Origin of the sequence: Moraxella oblonga NBRC 102422 (assembly GCF_001598275.1) — a bacterium.
In the GTDB taxonomy this organism is placed as follows: domain Bacteria; phylum Pseudomonadota; class Gammaproteobacteria; order Pseudomonadales; family Moraxellaceae; genus Moraxella; species Moraxella oblonga.
This window is the reverse complement of record NZ_BCYQ01000009.1, coordinates 51,935-72,046: the sequence shown is the minus strand read 5'-3', so window position 1 is coordinate 72,046 and position 20,112 is coordinate 51,935. Positions and strand designations below refer to the sequence as shown.

The following is a 20,112-nucleotide window of genomic DNA, read 5'->3' as shown; positions in this document are numbered from 1 at the left end:
TAGCTTATTGCTTGATGAACCAGAAGAGCTGATTGCATTGGTTAATATTTTTTTGAGTCAATGAGGGATTTGCTATGAAAATGATGATTAAAATAGTGATATTGGCAAATGTTGTGTTGGCAAATATTGGTTTTGCGAATATGCAACAAGGCAATAAACACCCAACATTACCCCAAGTGCCAAACGACGATTGCCACGCAAATTGCGTAGCTATGACCGTACCCCCAAGTGCGTTGGATAAAATTACCATCATTAATGATTTTAATGCCAAGCAATCACAAAATCTGGAAATCGCCAGCGATGACAAAGAAAAACATTTGCTATTTTCTAATTACTGGAAAGAACAAATTGTACTCATTAGTAAAGAAAATGGCAAATATGAATATAAATTTCGTTTTTCCAAATTCCATCGCCAACACAAACAACATTATGTGGCAAAAAATACACCTTATGTTCTTGTCATTGAAAGCGGTGGCAATAGCAGAAAAGTTTTGTTAGAAACATTTGGTGTTACCGATGACAATGGTTATACCAAAAGTGTCTTTTTGGATTTTGAATTAAAAGATAGCCATAGCTCAACCTATGATGACCCTATTGTTACCATCAGAGAGTTTATTAATGTTGTAGAGGGTTATGGTAACATCCCCAAAGATACTTCTGACACGGGCGTATTTCAAATACCAACCTTATACGAACCTTATAGCAGTATTAACGCTCCCATTGTTTTACAATTTATTTGCCCAAATCGTCCACAACAATTTTACTTTGCGATGACGGATTATGTTGGGGTAACACCAAGTTTGAATATGGGTAATTGCTCTGCAATCTATTATATGGTGTTTGATAAAAAATACGGTCAAGACGAAGATAAGCACCGTTATAAAAAATAAATCGGCATTAGGTTCCGTCCCATTGCGATAATCCATACGCCACCATTCCTGCCACAGGAATGATGATTGGCAAAGTAATCACATCCAAAACCAATGCAAGGGGTGTCAATAACAAACGAGCAGGCTGTTTATGGGATTGCTTATAATTAAAATGAATCACCAAAGGTTCTTTAAAACGGTAAGGGATATTGTGAGCATTCTGAACTTTTTGAGCCAAAGTAAAGCTGGTATTCACCATTTGCGTGCATATTAAATTTGCTGAATTATCATTATGTGTTTGGCAATCAAATCCCAAATTTTCCAATGTTTTTTGTTCGTTGGTTTTTATCAAATTTCTTGGCTTAGAAAATAAAAAACGCACTTCTTGGTTGATTTTTGGCATACCGACAGGGTCTTTACCCATATCAAGTTCCAATGATTTGCTTGTGCCGTCATTGGTCGTAGTCAAATACAAATAATTCAAATCTACTTTATCAAAAATTTGATTAAATAAATTTTGTGGAATTTTGGCACTTGGTGTTGGATTAACCAAAATACTATGCGTCTCTCCAACCAGTACCATTGCATAAGGGTGTGATGGTATTGGGGATTTTGGTTTGCCTACTGCAATAATTTTTTCGGATAAGGCGGTTTGCTTTCTATATCGCACATCGTTTGCACTACTAACAGTATATACTGTCGCACAACCATTCAATAGCATTGCCGACAAAATGATAACACCAATAAATCTATTCATCATCACAACCTTTTATTTGCTATTTTTTTATTACAATAAAGGATTTATCACTGGGATTTTATTATCCTTTTGTTTATCAAATTTGGGATTAAAGGTTTGCACCTTTGGATTCACAGGTAAACCCATATCCGCAAGTTTATCTGCCACCCCTACTTGAATATTATCGCCTTCAAAAAGCCTTTCATCATCGTTTCTTTGAACTTTTAAACTTTCAAAATCAAACAGCTCTCTATCAGCTAATTGACTTGGGGCGACATTTTGTAGGGCTTTAAACATACTCGCCAGTCGTTTTGGGTGGGCATTATCCCATTCACGCAACATATCATTAATCATCGCCCGTTGTAGGTTTTCTTGACTGCCACAAAGACCACAAGGAATAATGGGAAATGCTTTATAATGGGCATATTTAATAATGTCTTTTTCGGCAACATAGGCAAGCGGGCGAATTAAGATATTTTGTTTATCGTCCGAAAGTAATTTGGGGGGCATTGCTTTTAAACTACCGCCGTGAAATAAATTTAAAAAGAAAGTTGCCAAAATATCATCTCTGTGATGACCAAGTGCCACTTTGGTTGCCCCAATTTGTTTGGCAAAACCATATAATGACCCACGGCGAAGTCTTGAACACGCTGAGCAATAAGTTTTGCCCTCTGGCACAACTTGTTTGACAATGCTATAAGTATCTTTTTCCAAGATATAATAAGGAATGCCTTGTTTTGATAAATATTCTGGCAAAATATGTTCAGGGAAATTAGGCTGTTTTTGGTCAAGATTTACCGCCACCACTTCAAAATCAATGGGAGCAATGCGTTTTAAAAATAATAAAATATCAAGGAGAGTAAAACTGTCTTTTCCACCAGAAATACAGACCATTACGACATCGCCATTTTCAATCATATTAAAATCACGAATTGCCCACGACACTTCTTTTCTGATTTTCTTTTGCAGTTTTTTAAAGCGAACAGATTTGATGCCATCATCAAAATCATGCACTTCATCACCTTCATCATCGTCATCATCTGTCTGATGCAATTCATCAGATTGGTGTGATAGCATTTGAATGATTTGTAAATCATCATTATCAAGATTTGGGTTTAAATTTGGATTACTATTATTCATGGATTACTCATTCTTTTATTTGGATTTTATACGATACTTTTTTATTGCATTAATACCATCAGTATCATCAGATTTATCAGGTACAGGCATTGCCACTAATTGACCATTGATTTTTTCATAACGAATTTTTGGTTTGGTGGGTGCATGATTTTGCACATCAATCAATTTTGATAAATTTTTATCAAAATTTTCCTGAAAATGAGCTTTGGCATTTTTAATGCCACTTTTGGTATTTTTATTATCTGATTTTTTAAAACCAGATGGTTTGTGTGATTTTTTAAAATCACCTTGTGTATTATCTTTTCTTTTAAAATCTGATTTTTTATCATTAAAAGATTTTTCTTTAAAAGATTTATCTTTAAAAGTTGTTTCTTTTTTATGATGTATGGTAACTTTATCAACATCATCTTGCCAATCCTCAATCACTGTATCAAAATCGCTTTGGACATGATAGGTGGTGGCTTGGCGGTTCTTATGGGTGATTTTAAAACTCTGATGAATGGGTTTTTTAATATCAAAGTCTACACCAATGGTCTTATCGGTAATTGGGGCAACATCATAGCGGTTTTTGACATCATCAGATAATTCAAATCTGGTAAAGTTGTTGCTAAAATACAGTACGCCGTCAGCCGTTAGCCTATTCATGGCACGACTGATTAATGCCACATGGTCTCTTTGTACATCAAAGGTACCTTTGAATTTTTTGGAATTTGAAAAAGTGGGCGGGTCTATAAATATCAAATCAAATTGTTCACTATTGTTTTTTAGCCATTCAAACACATCGGTGGCAATAAATTGATATTTTAATTCATCATCTATCATGGCAGATAAATCAAGTCCATTTAGAGCAAAGTTTTGTTTGCCCCAATTTAAATAATTGGCAGACAAGTCCACGCTGGTTACTGATTTTGCTCCGCCCATTGCCGAATGCACGCTGGCGGTGCAAGTATAAGCAAAAAGATTTAAGACATTTTTGCCACAACTTTCATTTTTGATGATTTCACGCATATTGCGGTGGTCAATAAATAGACCTGTATCTAAATAATCGGTAAAATTAACATAAAAGTAAGCCCCGTGCTCATGGGCGACATACATTTTTTTGTGCTTGGTTTCGGTTTTGGTGTATTGGTCATTGCCTGATTGACGCATACGAGTTTTGATAAAAATACTTTCACGATTGACATCAAATACATTTCGTACGGCAGACAACACCAAATTAAATCGCATTTTGGCGACATCAGCAGGAATTTGTTTGGGTGGAGCATATTCTTGAACATGAATTTTATCACCATACACATCAATTGCCACATTATAATTTGGCAAATCTGCATCATAAATTCTCATGTTGCTAATATGATTTTTGTAGGCAATTCTTTTTAAATGGGCGAGGTTTTTTTGTAAACGGTTAATAAATTCTTGACCGTCAGGATTTTCAATTTCTTTTTTATAAAAATTAGCTACCAAATCCGTTGTGGTGTGGTTGGATTTATCAAAATCTATTTGCCCATAACGAAAATAGACACTTAACGCACCATTATGACATTTTAGAGTATTGGCTTCACACAGAGGTAAAGTATCAGCATGCTCAACATGGCTTGCCAGCACCGCCATATCAGCACGCTCACAGCGACCACGCAACGCATCTGCCACAATCATGCCCAAACCTTGATACAACGGTTTGATGAAATCACGCTCACCAAGTCGCTCACCATAGGGAGGGTTGGTGATGATGAGTGGATGGAGGGTGGTTGTTTTATTTAACACAGGTGACAGTTGGGCAACTGTTCGCTGTTCTAGGTGGATATGATGAGTGATGGGAGCAAGAGCAGAGGCAATGAGGTTTTTGTGGCAGGCTTTGACCGCATTGGCGTTAGCATCGGTGGCAATCACACAAAATTGACCATTTGCCAAGGCTTGTTCAAGTTTGGCAAGATTGTCATGAAATTCGTCTAGGGCATTATTTGCCAATGTTTGCCACAACTCATCATCATGGTACTGCCAATGATAAAAACCAAATTCGTTTGACTTTTTATCAATACCCACAGGATAGTTGGTTTTCATGAGCAGTGCTTCACTGATGAATGTACCAGAACCGCACATGGGATCAATGAGTGCATCATGCTCACCTTTATGCCAACCGCATTCGTAGAGTAAGGCACAAGCCAAATTCTCTTTTAGGGGTGCGTCCGTGTTTGCTACACGATAGCCACGTCTGTGCAAACTTGTACCCGACAAATCCAAATACAGTTCAACAAGGTCATGACTTGCGTGAGCATAGATGTGAAAATCAGGAGATTTGTCCACGTTGGGACGCTTACCCAAAATGCGATTAAAGCAGTCGGCAATAGCATCTTTGATACGCAATGTGGCAAATTGTTGGTTCGCTGTCAGGCGTTTATCTACCGACAGACGTATGGCAAAGGTGCTGTCCACGTCAAATACGCTCGTCCAGTCATAACGACTGGCAAACTCATATAAAGCAGAGGGAACATCTTCATCCACCACTTTGATTTCTGTTGTACGAGTGATGGATTTGCCGTTCACTTCACGCACTTGGTTGACAGTCTGACTTTTTTGGCGAAAATAATACTCACCAATGGGGAGCAACACACGACTTGCCACACGGCTATATAAGCAGATTTTATAAAAATCACTAAGAGATACAGTAGCACACACTCGCCCTGTTCGCATGACTTGCCCTACCAAGTCAAACAAACCAAGCTCAATCAAAAGAGCATTTTCTAGTCCGTCTGCACAGGTAATGACAATCTTAAAAGCATTGGGGTTAAGATGAGTAAAGGGCGAAATTAACATGGTATTTTTTCTATACAAATAAACTTCTGATTATAACATGATTGATAAAAATTCGCCATTTCAATCACTCTCATCCATGTCTGTTTTGGTCAAATCAGGCTTTGTCATATCATCGGTGATACTGATGTGGCTTTTGGGCAATTCTACCGACAACGCCACTTTTGGTATCACCATGCCTGCCATTTCTAGGCTGTTTTTGATTTTTTCTTGCATTTGTTCTTTGATGATAGGAATGCGTGCTACTGACAACGGAGCAACCCAAAACCGCACCACTAAATGAACGGCATAATCACCAATCTCACCAACCGTTACTGTTGGGGCAGGTTGGCGTAGCACAACCTCATCTTTGGCGAGAGCTTTTAAAATCGCTTGGCGTGCATCCTCAATACTGGCATCAAGCTCAATGCGAGTTGGCACATCAAATCGTATCATTTTTTTAGAGGTGAGATTCACCACATCAGATGACGACATGGTGGCGTTGGGAATGATGATGATGATATTATCACGGTCTAGGATTTGGGTGGCTCGCAGTGAGATTTTAACCACTCGTCCTTCTTGGTTTTTGATGCGAATCCAATCACCCACCTGAAAAGACTGCTCCACCAAAATGGTAATCCCAGCGATGAAGTTGGCAAGCGTACTTTGAGCAGCAAAACCCACCGCCAAACCCACAATACCCAAACCTGCTACAAGCGATACAATATCAAACCCAAATTGTGCCAAAATAGTCGCCAATGCCAAAACCATAATCAGCACAGAAATCAGATTTTTTAATAGCTGCTCAATGGAAGCATTTAATTCATAATGTTTTAAAATACTTGCCAAAATCTGTCCGCTATTTGCCCAAAGCACATAATAAAACCCTGCCCATGCGGTTGCTTTGGCGGTGGCGGCAATGGTTTTGGTTTCAACGCCGATTTGAGTCATGATTGCCAACATACTCATCACCACCCACGCATAACGCAAATTCGCCCTAATAATCCAAACTTGGCGTTGGGATAAATGCAACCTACATTTTAAATGCTTGACGATGTAAACAAATAACCAATAAAAAAAACCAATCACAGTAAGCAAGATGACACACTTGATACCAACTTCTAAAAATCGAATGCCGCGCTCCGCCCAGTTGATAACCCCATCATCAAGCGAACCACCCAACGACACATAAATACTTTGGTATAAATCATAAAAGATTTTATGAAAAAAATCTGCTAGGGATATTTGAATGGGTTGCATGAGAATGGGTGGTTAATTACGTTGAGTCAAAAATATTTTAACATAAAATTGGTTTGGGTTGAATATGCGTTATCGTCAAATAGTATCAGAATTATGGTTGATTTTAAGGTTTTGGTGTATCCATTTTTATATTTATTTTTCTTGATTGATATTTAATTCACATCAAAATCATACAAAAACCCTTACCCTAAGCCAAGCCTTTGGATGAAGCGGTTTTTTTTGTTGGGTTTGGCAAGCTCACCACAAACAAAATAGATTTTACTATAAGATTATGATTTTTATTGACTGATAAAATAGTTATATTTAAGTGCGGTAGCAAATTTTCGTTCACCCTGATAAAAATCAAGTAGGCACATCAAGTTGAGAACAAGTTTATATTTGCCCATAACCATATCAAATCCACACCCCATTGATTTTATATTCAAAAAAACATTAGGATTATGTTAAATAATTTTTTTTGCCAAAAAAAGAGCGAATTGCTTCGCTCTTTTTGGTTAAAATCACCACGCCTGCGACAATGCCGACAATACACCCTTTAACATGGACGATACCGTACTGTTGCACACGCCGATGCCTGAATAGACCTTACCACCAACATTGAGTTGAACATACGACACCGCCGCCGAGTTGGTTTGGTTGTCGCCAAGCTCATCATCAAGCACGCTTGGGGTGGCTTTGGTGTTAATGGCGTGTTCGGCATAATTGGTAACGTGAATGTCTTTGCCAGTAACCTTAACAAGCCCATCAATAAACGCTGACAACGCCCCATTTCCTTTTCCAATGATTTGTAATACATCTTCGTTGGTGGCAACTTGCCCTTCAAAAGATACATCACCACTGACATTTTTGATTTGGTAATCGCTTAATTTAAAAGTTTCTTGTACAAGGAAAGTTTTGCTAAAAATATCCAAAAGCTCATCATTTTTAAGTTCACGAGCCAAGTTTTCTGCCTCTTTTTGCACAACTTTGGCAAAATCAATCTGTGTCCAACGTGGCAAATTAAAACCAAAATGACGCTGTAAAATATAAGCCGCCCCACCCTTACCAGACTGGCTATTAATCCGCACCACATCTTGATAAGAACGACCAATATGTATCGGGTCAATGGGCAGATATGCCACGTCCCAATGTTTTTGGGTTTCTGGGTGCGACTCATTATAGTCTAGTGACTTTTTAATCGCATCTTGATGTGAACCGCTAAACGCCGTAAATACAAGTTCACCTGCATAGGCGTGGCGTGGGTGCACAGGTAGATTGGTGCATTCGTTCACCACTTGTATGATTTCGCTGACTTGCGACAAATCAAGCTCTGGGTCAATGCCTTGTGTATAAAGATTCATCGCCATAGTAACGATGTCCATATTACCCGTACGCTCACCATTTCCCAATAGCGTGCCTTCCACACGGTCGGCCCCCGCCATCACACCAAGCTCACTTGCTGCCACGCCACAGCCACGGTCATTATGCGTGTGTAGACTGATAATGACGTCTTTACGACTGGGTAAATGACGGCAAAAATACTCAATTTGGTCAGCGTACAGATTGGGGGTAGATGCTTCTACCGTTGCTGGCAAGTTTAAAATCACCTTTTGTCCATTTTGTGGTTGCCAAACATCGCAGACTGCTTGGCATACCTCTATGGCAAAATCAGTTTCGGTTTGACTAAAACTCTCTGGACTGTACTGAAATGCCCACTCGGTTTCAGGATAGCGTTTAGAAATATCACGAAGCAAGGTCGCTCCATGCACCGCAATCGCCTTGATGCCCTCTTTATCTAGTTGATAGACTTTTTCTCGTTGTACTCTTGATGTACTGTTGTACACATGCACAATGGCTTTTTTAACCCCTTTTAAACTCTCAAAAGTACGCTCAATCAAATGCTCACGAGCCTGCACCAAGACTTGTACCGTTACATCATCAGGGATATGCCCCTCTTCAATCAGTTTTCTGGTAAAATCAAATTCCACTTGCGATGCAGAAGGAAAACCAATTTCAATCTCTTTAAAACCTACCGCCACCAAAAGTTTAAAAAACTTCATTTTTTGGTCAATGGTCATTGGGTCAATCAAGGCTTGATTGCCATCTCGCAAATCCACGCTTGACCAAATAGGAGCTTTTTCAATACGTTTATCGCACCAAGTACGGTTTTCTAGCTTGGGAGCAAATTCAAAGGGGCGATATTTGGTGTGGTCAAAAGCAGGATTTTTGGGGGTGATTTTTGGGCTAACGGTTGGCATTTTGTGTCTCACTTTTTATGTAACAATACCCATAGAATTTAAAATTGGCACGGTAAAGACAAATTGCAATTCGCCCCTATCCATCGCACAAATTTTAAATTTGGTAAGTGTCATTTTACAAATCAATAAAAACTGTAAAATCTTAGCAATTTCTTATCTTATATATCATAGCAAATTTTTTTGGTAAATTTAACTTAAAATTTAAAAATTTTTATCACAAATAAGTCAAAATCACTAAAATTATGCTAAAATTGAGAGAATTTCACTATTATTTTAATTTTATGTCAAACCAAGCCCCCAATTTAGACCCCATTGATAAAAAACTCATCAAACAACTGACCCAAAACGCCCAAGCCAGCATTAGCGAACTTGCTGAAAGCGTCCATCTGTCCGCCACACCCACCACACGGCGAATCAAACGCCTAGAAGAGCTTGGTATTATCACAGGTTATCACGCTCACACAAACCATGCCAAACTTGGCTACACACTGTCAGTCTTTGTGGCGGTGAGTATGGACAAACACACCGCCGAACGCTTTGGCGAATTTGAAAATCACATCAAAACCTTTGATGAAGTGGTGTCATGTAGCCTTGTTACAGGGCGATCAGAAGATTATTTGCTTAAAGTATTGGTGCGTGATATGAAACATTATGAAGAATTTTTGTTACACAGACTTAGCAAAATAGAAGGGGTTAGCCAACTACACACCAGTTTTGAGTTAAGAGAAGTATTTAAGCGTGAAACTGTCTAAATCAACACAATGATTTTATTTTTGGTATCTTTTCCTAACAAGAAAAGATATATCAACAAAAATACCATTTATCAACTAATTTTAAAAGATTATAATACGCCCAACATCAATCAAAAAAGGCAAATATCATGATTATTCCCAGACTCTCAAACGAACGTGGACTTGCTAAACATGGCTGGCTAACCTCTCGCCACAGTTTTTCTTTTGCTGATTATTATGACCTCAACTTTATGGGATTTTCTGCCCTACGTGTTATTAACGAAGATTGGATAGATGCAGGCATGGGTTTTGGTATGCACCCACATCGTGATATGGAAATTTTGACCTATGTACTATCAGGAGCAGTCGCTCACAAAGACAGCATGGGCAATAGTGAAATCGTGCCACAAGGCGAATTTCAACTCATGTCAGCAGGTACAGGTGTGCGTCATTCAGAATTTAACCCAAGCGATACCGATGAGCTACACCTATATCAGATTTGGATTATGCCCAACCAACTGGGCGTAACACCACGTTATAAACAAGCCAGTTTTGCAGATAAAATCGGTGGCACGCTGATACTCTCCCCCACAGGTGATGACAACTCATTTACCGTATACCAAGACATGAAACTGTGGCGTTATCAACTTGATGATGAGCAAAATGTTACCCTTGATAACAAACGAGCATACTGGCTACAAGTTGCCAAAGGCAGTGTTCGTGTTGGTGATGAAAGCTATCAGGCAGGCGATGCTCTTGCCATTGTTGATGAAAATGAACTTGTGGTAAAAAGTGATGAATTTGCAGAATTTTTACTTTTTGATTTGCCACGATAACCAAATCCTCCAATCATTGGGGGATTTTTATGACAATTGTTCCACCCAAAAATCAATAAATGCACGCACATTTGCCCTTAAAAATGCCCTATCTGTATATACAGCACATAATTGTACAGAAAAAATCTCATAATCTGTAAATAATTGCACCAAATTACCATTTGCCAAATCCTGTTCTACAAGCCAACTTGGGGCATAACCAATGCCCACGCCCTGACGTACAAGTTCGGCATTCATGGGCGTATCATCGCTCATCATGGCGGTTTTTGGGTAAATGGGCATACGCTCTTTGCTAATGCGATGTGTGATGTCTATGGGGTGCGATTTATTGTAGGTTGGTAAAATGATGTGATGATGTTCAAGCTCTTTGGGGTGTGTGGGTATGCCATGTTTGGCAAGATAACTGGGGCTTGCCACCAAATAAAAATCCACCACCCCCAAAGGACGTGCAATCAAAGATGGCTTTGGATCATGTGTCAATCGCAATGCCAAATCAAACCCATCTGCCACCAAATCCACCAGTTGGTTTGATAATGACAAATTTAACACAACATCAGGATAACGCTCACGAAACTGTGCCAAATAGCCTGATACTTTTGGGTTGGCAAACCAACGTGGCATGGTAATTTTTAACACACCCTGCGGTTTATCGGTTGCCCCCATGGCGGTAAGTTTGGCATGGTTTAGAACTTCTAGGGCGTATAAGGATTGGCGATAATATTCTTGCCCCGCCTGCGTCAGATGAATATTGCGACTATTGCGGTGCAAGAGTTTTGCACCAAGCTGTTTTTCCAAATACATGATGTGTTTGCTTGCCATCGCCACTGACATATCCAAACTGTCAGATGCTTTGGTAAAACTGCCCTGTGCCACGATTTGATGAAACACTTGTATGCTGGTTAAAGTATCCATGATTGTCCAAAAAGTTAAAAATGGGTATATCTGCATGACATACCCATTGTATAAAACTCGTCTTGTCTTGTCAAAATACTATTTGTCAAAAAGCTCAAAACCCAAACGTTTAGCTTTTTCCAAATCCGACTTATCAATAACAAACACATTCACACTGCCCGTTTCGCCACCACACACAGATGGATACATTCTATCAAGCTGGTCTTTTCTACTGTCATAAATGGCAATATCGCCAAGCTCCTTTGCCATCGTTTTGGGGTCAATACCAATATTAGCACATTGACGAGAGTCATCGCTTTTATATATTTCAATGCGGTTTACTTGTTCTTCTTCTAGCATTTTTGCCATCGCTTCTTCCCAATTGGCACAGGGGTGGCGAACATAATCCACTTTATTTGACAACTCATCGGACGAAAGCTGACCATCTTTGTTGCTATCAAGGCGGTTAAAGGCTCTTTTGTTTGGTTTAAAATCCAATATATAACCATCTGCCTTTTTGATGACTATAAATTCGGTACGGCTCAACTGACCGTCTTGGTTTTTATCAAATTGATAAACCAATCCAGATTCAGGCGACATCGCCGAACAAGCAAAGGCGGTAGGGGCAGATAGGGCAACAACCAGAATAAGGAGTAACTTTTTCATAAAATCATCATCAAAATTCATCATCATAAAAATAGGGAGCATCATCACTCCCTATTGTATTGTCAACATTAAACCACCACACTCACAAGTTTGTTTGGTACAACAATGACTTTTTTGGGTTCGCCTGTGATAAATTTGGCAACACTCTCACAGGCAAGTGCCATTGCTTTAATGGTTTCATTGTCTGTGCCTGTTGGAATTTGAATCTCGCCACGTACTTTGCCATTGACCTGTACTGCCATTGTAATGCTATCAGCAACAAGGGCGGATTGGTCAAGGCTTGGGAAAACAAGTGTACGGCTATCAAAGCCAAATTGTTCAAGCAAATATTCACCAATATGCGGTGCATACAAGGCAAGCAAGGTCAAAAGGGCAATCATCGCTTCGTGCTGGACTGCCAAATCATTGTCATTTTGAATGGTAAAGGCTGACAATTCATTGGCAAGTTCCATCAAGGACGAGACGGGCGTATTAAGTGCCAAATGCTCACCCAATGCCACATCAATCTTGGCGATGGTTTCGTGTGTTTTACGGCGTAAGTCTTTGGCAGGATTGGATAAATTGGCAACATCAACAACCAGTGCCAATTTATCCTTGCCATCTATGGCGGTCAAATGCTCATCAGCAAGTCGCCACACCTTTTTGACAAAATTATAAGGACCTTTTAGGGCGGAATCTGACCATTCTAAGGTTTGGTCGGCAGGGGCGGTAAACATTGTATACAGTCGTACTGTATCTGCTCCATATTCGTCCATAATGGTTTGGGGGTCAACGCCATTGTTTTTGGATTTGGACATTTTTTCAATTTTGCCAATGGTAACAGGTTTGCCATCTGATAGCAAAATTGCCTCATTGCCACGCACTTCTACTTCATAAGGAAAGTAGTAGGACTTTGAACCGTCATCATTTTCACGATAAAAAGTGCCTGCCAAAACCATACCTTGTGCCAAGAGGTTTTCAAAAGGCTCACTGCCACCAACAAGTCCTTCATCACGCATTACTTTGTGGAAAAAGCGTGCGTACAAAAGGTGCAAAATGGCGTGTTCAATACCGCCCACATATTGATTGACAGACAGCCATTTATCAGCTCCAATACGACCAACCATTTGGCTATCATCATCTGGCGTGGTAAAACGCTGGGCATACCAACTGCTTTCTACAAAAGTGTCAAAAGTGTCGGTTTCTCGCTCCGCAGGTTGCCCGCATTTTGGGCAAGTGCAGTTTACAAACTCTGGCATATTTTTTAAAGGGTTGCCTCGTCCATCAGGCACAACATCGGTTGGTAGAATAATGGGCAAATCACTCTCTGGTACAGGCACCGTTCCGCAGTACTCACAGTTAATCATTGGAATTGGGCAACCCCAATAACGCTGACGGCTTACCCCCCAATCTCTTAGGCGGTAGTTGATGGTTTTTTTGCCCAAGTTTTTGGCGGATAAAATCGCTTCTGCTTTCTCAAAGGCTCTTTCAAAATCCAAGCCATCAAGCTCACCTGAATTGATACATACGCCACCGACTTTGTCGCCATACCAGTCTTGCCACGCTTCGGTGCTATATGTTTTATCTTTAAAATCAATTACTTGGATAATGGGTAATTCATACTTTTTGGCAAATTCAAAGTCTCTTTCATCGTGTGATGGCACGCCCATTACTGCTCCAGAGCCATAGCTCATTAGCACATAGTTGGCAACCCAGACAGGTACAGCCTTGCCTGTGATGGGGTGATTGACAAACAGCCCTGTATTCATTCCTAGTTTTTCGGCTTTGGCAAGCTCACTTTCGGCAACCGAGCCTTGTTTGCATTCATTGATAAAGGCTTGTAGGGCAGGGTTGTCTTTGGCGGCGTATTGAGCAAGGGGGTGTTCGGCGGCTACTGATAAATAAGTAACCCCCATCAAGGTATCAGGACGGGTGGTAAACACACTAATGGTGTCTCTTTGTCCGTCCAATTCATAGGGAAAATGAATTTCCATACCGTGCGAGCGACCAATCCAGTTTTGTTGCATTGTCAAAACTTGCTTGGGCCATTTGTTTTCCAATAGTTGCAAATCTTCTAGTAGCTCATCGGCATAGTCGGTAATCTTAAAATAGTACATTGGAATGTCTCTTTTTTCCACCAATGCACCCGACCGCCAGCCACGACCGTCCACGACTTGTTCGTTGGCAAGGACGGTATTATCCACAGGGTCCCAATTGACGCTGGCTAGTTTTTTATAGACCAAGCCTTTTTTGTACAATTGTAAAAACAACCATTGTTCCCATTTATAATATTCAGGCGTACAAGTGGCAAATTCACGCCCCCAGTCAATAGACAGCCCCAATGCCTTTAATTGCCCACGCATATGGTCAATATTTGCCATTGTCCATTTGTGTGGGGCAACTTTGTTATCAATGGCGGCATTTTCGGCAGGCAAACCAAAAGCGTCCCAGCCCATTGGTTGCATTACTTCATAGCCTTTTTGGCGGTAGTAACGGCTTAGTACATCGGTAATGGCATAGTTTCGTACATGCCCCATATGCAATTTACCGCTTGGATAAGGGAACATTGACAGCATATAGCGAGTGGGCTTGCCGTTGTCGTTGTTGTCGGTGTGGTAGCGGTTGTCGGCTTGCCATTTGGCTTGCTGGGTTTGTTCAATGACTTTAAAATTGTAATCTTGTAACATAAATTTTCCAAATTTTAATCAAAATAACAGGCTATTATAGCGTAATTTTGCTATAATTTGCCAATACTTTTTCAAAGCGAGAACAAAAATGCTCACCATTTACGGTATTAAAAATTGCAACACAATGAAAAAAGCCTTTGATTTTTTCAATCAAAATGGCATTGATTATCAGTTTTTTGATTATAAAAAATTGGTGCTAAGTCAAAATGATTTTGAACAATTTGTGGCAACTTTTGGCGAAAAAGTGTTTAATAAACAAGGCACAACTTACAAAAAACTAAGCGATGATGAAAAGGCGGTTTTGGCAGGTCAAGATTTGTCTGCCAGTTATGAAATCATCAAACACAACCAAAGTGTGTTAAAACGCCCAATTGTGCTTGGCGTGTTTGATGGGCAACAGGTGGCATTAATTGGCTTTGATGACACATGGCATGATATTTTTTCATAAAAAAATGGGAGATAACCATCTCCCACAACTTCCTACATTGGTTTCACCCCAAATACTGTGTCAGACGTGGCACTTCACCATAATACACGCCAATCCCTACACCTTCGGTACCGTGATTGGCAAGGGAAACCGTAGAAACATGAATCACAGGAATATCTCTAAGTCCATACTCATTGGCAAGCATTCGCTTAAATTCTTCGGTGTATGCCCCCATTGATGTGTCTGCAATATAAATAAACGCATCTCTACCAGCAATCTGGGTAATGACTTCTTCTATCATATACCGCATACTACGTTCAATTTTGCGGATTTTGTCTTTTGGCACAACAAGCCCCTCGTCATTGACCCACATGACAGGTTTGATACCAAATAGATTGGCAACAAAACCTGCAGGAGCAGAGAGTTTTTTACTGCGAATGATAAAATCCAAATCTGACAAAGTAAACATAAACAAACTGTGTTGGCGTAGCTCATCTAAGCGGTTGATGATTTCAAGCATGGATTTGCCCTCTTGCATCATCAAATCCGCCTCAAATGCCAACACCCCCTCATCAATGTTGAGCGTTTTTGTGTCATAGACATAAATATCCATATGACCCACATATTTGGCTTTTAGACGATCAAAAATGGCATGGCTGTTACTGATTGCTGATGAGATGGTGCAAAGAAAAACTTCTGTATAACCCTCTTTGCGTAATTCTTCAAACAAAGCAAAAATTTCTTGTTCTGTCGCTGGGCTAGTTTTGACATTCAAGCTGGGGTTTTGGCGAATCATTTTGCTCAATTTGGGCGTATCAATGTCTCGAATATCCAAATAATCCTTCCCTTCAACAAAAATATGAAAAGGGATAAAGCGAATATTATGAGGAGCATTGATATAGTTTAAGCTAGATGATGAAGTGCTAACAACCACTCGTTTCATGAAAAAATCTCAAATAATTTAAAAAAGCGTTCTATTCTATCGCAAAATCCCCAAAAGATTAATTATTTTTTCAAAAAAATCACCATACATAATTGTATGGTGATTTTTGGTGAGTAGCTATTAATTGTGTGCCAAAGCGTCCACAGGGTTGAGTTTTGAGGCGTTGCGAGCAGGCAAAAAACCAAAAACCACACCAATGAGCGTTGAGCAAACAAATGCCACCACAATGGAAAGTGGTGAGTAGATGACGGCAAAATTACCCCCACCAAATTTATTAATCACCCCACCAACACCAAATGCCATGAGTATGCCAAGCACGCCACCCAAGATACACACCAGTACCGCCTCAATGAGAAACTGCCCCATAATGTCGGATTGTCTAGCACCTACCGCCATACGCACACCAATTTCACTGGTGCGTTCGGTTACAGACACCAGCATGATATTCATCACACCAATACCGCCCACAATGAGTGAGATGATGGCAATGGACGAGATAAGTAGGGTCATGGTGGCGGTGGTGGATTGTACTGTTTCTTTGATACTGTCGGTGTTCATGATGTTAAAATCTTCTTCGCCATGACGAGAACGTATCAAATCTTTGATGGCAGTTTCGGCAATGGCGGACGAAGTGTCGTCATCTATCAGTACCACAAAACGGTCAATATAGCTTGTACCAAGCATACGATACATCACAGTAGTATAAGGCATATAGACAGTGGGCGAGTTGCTGGTGCGGGCAAAGGACGAGGTTTTTTGTGATAGCACGCCCACAATACGAGCAGGGACATTACCAACAAGCAAAGTTTGCCCAATGGGATTGCCCTGACTATTAAAGTAAGTTTTGTAGGCATTTTGGTCAATGATAATATCCTGACTGGCGGTGGCGATACTCTGACCATCAAAGCCTTGCCCCATAGCCAAATTTTCACCCGTTACTGACAGATAGTCCTTGCCCACGCCATTAATTGTGCCTGTGGCATCAATATTCTCAAAGCGAATATTCATGCTTTTATTAACCATAGGGCTGACCGACAAAGCATAGGGCTGACTACCCACCGCTTCTGCGTCCGCTACCGTTAAGCTGTCTCGTCCAAATCTACGGCGTGGGTCGCCCCATGGATAGCCATTCATCACAGTAATGGTGTTTGTGCCTAGGGCGTTGATGTCGGCTAGAATTTTGGCTTGTGAGCCTTGCCCAAGCCCCACAATAGATACCACAGAGGCAATACCTATGATGATGCCAAGCATGGTCAAAAGTGTTCGCATCTTGTGGGCTTTCATGGCATAAATGGACATTTTAAAGGCTTCTTTTAGCCTATCTATAACCCCAAGCCACGCACTTTTTGAACCAAAGGTATTTTTGCTCACAGGATTGGTGTGTTCGGTGCGAGTTTTTGCATGGGCGGTATAATAATCAGCGATGACATGACCATCTTTTAGCTCAATCACCCGCTCAGCTTGCTGTGCCAATGTAGGGTCATGCGTTACCATGATGATGGTATGCCCCTCGTCTTTGAGCGTATGCAAAATGTTCATGACTTCTTTGCCAGAACCGCTATCCAATGCCCCTGTCGGCTCGTCCGCTAGGATAATATCACCCCCATTCATCAAGGCTCGTGCGATAGAAACACGTTGCTGTTGTCCACCTGAGAGCTGATTGGGGCGGTTTTGGGTTTTTTCGCCAAGCCCAAGTTGAGTTAGCAATTCTTGGGCTCGTTGCCTACGTTTGGTGGTATCCATGCCTGCATAGACGGCCGGCACGGTTACGTTGTCAATGGCATTGATGTCGCCAAGCAAATGATAGCGTTGGAAAATAAAGCCAAAATGCTCACGTCTTAGCTTAGCAAGGTCTTCTGCGTCCATGTCGTCCACCGATTTACCAAAAATGGTATAGCTACCACTTGTGGCTTTGTCAAGACAACCCAAAATGTTCATGAGGGTACTTTTACCCGAACCTGATTGACCGATGATGGCAACCATCTCGCCTTGATAAAGTGTCAAATCAATGCCATGCAAAATACGAATCGTACTCTCGCCTGCACGAAATTCACGCACCAGATTTTTGACTTCAATGAGTGGGGTTTTTGGTGGATTTTGGGAGCGTGCAGTAGGAACTGGACTGGGTGAATTTTCCAACTGTTCGGATAAATAGGCTGTTTCCATCACGTCAGTTTGAGTTGTTTTGGTTTGCGTTTGTTGCACCGCCTCTTTGTTTGTCTCTACCGTTTTGGTTTGGGCAGAAGAGTTGGGCAACAAATCCACCAACACCGAATGATTGGGGATTTGTTTGGCTTGTTGAGCATTGGGAATCTTTGGTTTTTTGGTGTGTTTTTTTGCCATGATGTTTCAAATCTGGATAATAATGGATTAAGCAAGTAAGTTTAAACAATTACAAAAAAATCATCGCATCATGGGCGGGCGGTTGTTTTGTTGTTTTTGTCCAACTTGGGGCGTAGCTTCGCCAATGACAATTTTGTCGCCTACATTGAGTCCTGATTTGATTTGGACATTGACACGGTTATTTAAGCCAATTTGCACTTCCACAGGTTTGGCAATGCCATCTTTGCCCACCACACGCACACTGTATTTACCATTTTCATTTTTAAGGGCGGACGATGGAATGGTCAGTACGTCTTTGACACTATCGGTAATGATGGTAACTTGGGTAGTCATGTCAATCCTAAATTTACGCTCGCTATTATCCACATCCAAATAACCAATATAATAGACAGCAGAGTCAGTACTGCTTGTTGTGCTGATTTTTTCAGGGGCAGGCTCTACGCCTGTAAGTATGGTATCAAACTGCTCGCTTGTGTTGCCAATGATGTTAAAACGAGCTGGCAATCCTGCTTTGACATGGACGACATCCGCCTCACTGATTTGGGCTTTGATACGCACAGAACTAAGGTCAGCCAGTGTTACGATGGTTGGGGCGGATTGATTGGCATTGACCGTTGTGCCTTCTTTTTGGGTAACAGACACTACCGTGCCATCCATTGGGGCAACAATGGTGGTTTTGTTCAAATCTTCGCTGGCGGTAGAAAGGTCATTTTGAGCTTTGTTGATGCCTGCTTTTTGGCTGGCGATGGCGGCACGAGCATTGGCAACATCGTTTTTGGCGTTGTTTAGATTGGTTTTGGCGATGTCCACATTTGCCAAAGCGACTTCAACAGCGATTTTGGCATCATCATAATCTTGGCGACTGATGGCATTAATGGCGATAAGGTTTTCTAGACGGTCAAGAGCTTGTTGAGCTTTTTTAAGTTCAGACATTCTGGCGTTTAGGGTGGCTTCACTGCTTGCGACACTACCCAAAGATGATGCAAGGTTTGCTTGGGCTTGGCTTAGGTTTGCTTGGGCTTGGCTTAGGTTTGCTCCTGCATTGGAGACGGTGTTTTGCTTTTCAACTTGGCTAATTTGGGCAATCAAATCCCCCTTTTTGACTTCATCACCCACGTCCACATACAGTTTGACAATACGCCCTGAAACTTCTGCCCCCACGTCCACACTTTGAATGGCTTTGACTTTACCGCTTGCCATGACAGTATTTTCAATATCGCCCATGACAGCATCTGCGGTCAAGTATGATGGCGGGGTGGATTTAGGTTTTGAAAATTGATACACAATCAACCCCAAAATACCTAAACAAACAACAATCATCGCCCATTTTAGGGGACTAAATTTTTTGGTGGTGGCAGACATGATTTTTCCAAACAAGATAGATAAAAAGTTATTTTATAACAAAAAATTAATCATAGATAAGTGTGCAAAACACAAGTTATCATAACAAATTGATTTTGATAAAGTATAAAGAAATGGCATGATTTTGTGGGGATTTGTTAAAAAATGTTAAGCAAATAAAAAGGCGAATCATCGCCTTTTTTAACACAACCTCTGGCACGCCAAACAGCCCAGCA

Annotated in this window: 14 protein-coding genes and 1 pseudogene; 4 read left to right on the top strand and 11 right to left on the bottom strand. The window is 40.7% G+C overall.

The genetic code is table 11. The annotated features are described in order from the left end of the window. Positions 1–74: 74 nt before the first annotated feature. Positions 75–890: a hypothetical protein gene (locus MOB01S_RS03355; RefSeq protein WP_066801635.1), complete on the top strand. Its 816-nt coding sequence runs from the start codon at positions 75–77 to the stop codon at positions 888–890. Positions 891–897: 7 nt separating this feature from the next. Here the strand turns inward: MOB01S_RS03355 and MOB01S_RS03350 are convergent, their stop codons facing one another. The 5 genes and pseudogenes from MOB01S_RS03350 to leuA all read right to left on the bottom strand — a co-directional run bounded on the left by MOB01S_RS03350 (position 898) and on the right by leuA (position 9,032). After that, on the bottom strand, positions 898–1,626 hold the full coding sequence (locus tag MOB01S_RS03350) for a hypothetical protein (protein WP_066801634.1): 729 nt from the start codon (positions 1,624–1,626) through the stop codon (positions 898–900). A 30-nt stretch (positions 1,627–1,656) separates the two neighbouring features. Continuing rightward, the gene (gene ttcA, locus MOB01S_RS03345; protein WP_245639990.1) at positions 1,657–2,682 is read right to left on the bottom strand and encodes a tRNA 2-thiocytidine(32) synthetase TtcA; all 1,026 of its coding nucleotides are present in this window, start codon (positions 2,680–2,682) and stop codon (positions 1,657–1,659) included. 180 nt (positions 2,683–2,862) lie between these two features. After that, positions 2,863–5,559: pseudogene (gene rlmKL / locus MOB01S_RS03340) on the bottom strand (bifunctional 23S rRNA (guanine(2069)-N(7))-methyltransferase RlmK/23S rRNA (guanine(2445)-N(2))-methyltransferase RlmL); the annotation flags it as partial. A gap of 60 nt (positions 5,560–5,619) precedes the next feature. After that, positions 5,620–6,795 carry a mechanosensitive ion channel family protein gene (locus MOB01S_RS03335; protein WP_066801631.1) on the bottom strand — a complete coding sequence of 392 codons (1,176 nt, stop codon included), beginning with the start codon at positions 6,793–6,795 and terminating at the stop codon, positions 5,620–5,622. A 500-nt stretch (positions 6,796–7,295) separates the two neighbouring features. Beyond that, positions 7,296–9,032 carry a 2-isopropylmalate synthase gene (gene leuA / locus MOB01S_RS03330; RefSeq protein ID WP_066801629.1) on the bottom strand — a complete coding sequence of 579 codons (1,737 nt, stop codon included), beginning with the start codon at positions 9,030–9,032 and terminating at the stop codon, positions 7,296–7,298. 281 nt (positions 9,033–9,313) lie between these two features. Here leuA and MOB01S_RS03325 point away from each other — a divergent pair, with 281 nt between their 5' ends. Both MOB01S_RS03325 and MOB01S_RS03320 read left to right on the top strand, forming a co-directional pair. Beyond that, positions 9,314–9,784 carry an Lrp/AsnC family transcriptional regulator gene (locus tag MOB01S_RS03325; protein ID WP_066801619.1) on the top strand — a complete coding sequence of 157 codons (471 nt, stop codon included), beginning with the start codon at positions 9,314–9,316 and terminating at the stop codon, positions 9,782–9,784. A gap of 128 nt (positions 9,785–9,912) precedes the next feature. Further along, positions 9,913–10,599 (top strand): pirin family protein, encoded by a 687-nt coding sequence (locus MOB01S_RS03320; RefSeq protein WP_066801616.1) that lies wholly within the window; start codon positions 9,913–9,915, stop codon positions 10,597–10,599. Between the two features lie 27 nt (positions 10,600–10,626). Here the strand turns inward: MOB01S_RS03320 and MOB01S_RS03315 are convergent, their stop codons facing one another. From MOB01S_RS03315 to leuS, 3 genes are all read right to left on the bottom strand, one after another. Continuing rightward, entirely contained in the window at positions 10,627–11,511 is an 885-nt protein-coding gene (locus MOB01S_RS03315) for a LysR family transcriptional regulator (protein ID WP_066801613.1), read from the bottom strand. A 78-nt stretch (positions 11,512–11,589) separates the two neighbouring features. Further along, complete coding sequence (locus tag MOB01S_RS03310; RefSeq protein ID WP_066801611.1) at positions 11,590–12,198, bottom strand: EF-hand domain-containing protein; 609 nt, start codon at positions 12,196–12,198, stop codon at positions 11,590–11,592. Between the two features lie 26 nt (positions 12,199–12,224). After that, positions 12,225–14,822 carry a leucine--tRNA ligase gene (gene leuS, locus MOB01S_RS03305; RefSeq protein ID WP_066801608.1) on the bottom strand — a complete coding sequence of 866 codons (2,598 nt, stop codon included), beginning with the start codon at positions 14,820–14,822 and terminating at the stop codon, positions 12,225–12,227. 88 nt (positions 14,823–14,910) lie between these two features. Between leuS and MOB01S_RS03300 the strand changes: the two genes are divergently transcribed. Next, complete coding sequence (locus MOB01S_RS03300) at positions 14,911–15,270, top strand: arsenate reductase family protein (RefSeq protein WP_066801605.1); 360 nt, start codon at positions 14,911–14,913, stop codon at positions 15,268–15,270. Positions 15,271–15,313: 43 nt separating this feature from the next. On the opposite strand, the gene MOB01S_RS03295 is transcribed toward MOB01S_RS03300, so the two are convergent. From MOB01S_RS03295 to MOB01S_RS03285, 3 genes are all read right to left on the bottom strand, one after another. Then, positions 15,314–16,192: a DegV family protein gene (locus tag MOB01S_RS03295; protein WP_066801603.1), complete on the bottom strand. Its 879-nt coding sequence runs from the start codon at positions 16,190–16,192 to the stop codon at positions 15,314–15,316. A gap of 120 nt (positions 16,193–16,312) precedes the next feature. Continuing rightward, positions 16,313–18,535: a MacB family efflux pump subunit gene (locus MOB01S_RS03290; protein ID WP_245639988.1), complete on the bottom strand. Its 2,223-nt coding sequence runs from the start codon at positions 18,533–18,535 to the stop codon at positions 16,313–16,315. A 60-nt stretch (positions 18,536–18,595) separates the two neighbouring features. Further along, entirely contained in the window at positions 18,596–19,897 is a 1,302-nt protein-coding gene (locus MOB01S_RS03285) for an efflux RND transporter periplasmic adaptor subunit (RefSeq protein WP_066801600.1), read from the bottom strand. Between the last annotated feature and the right edge of the window lie 215 nt (positions 19,898–20,112).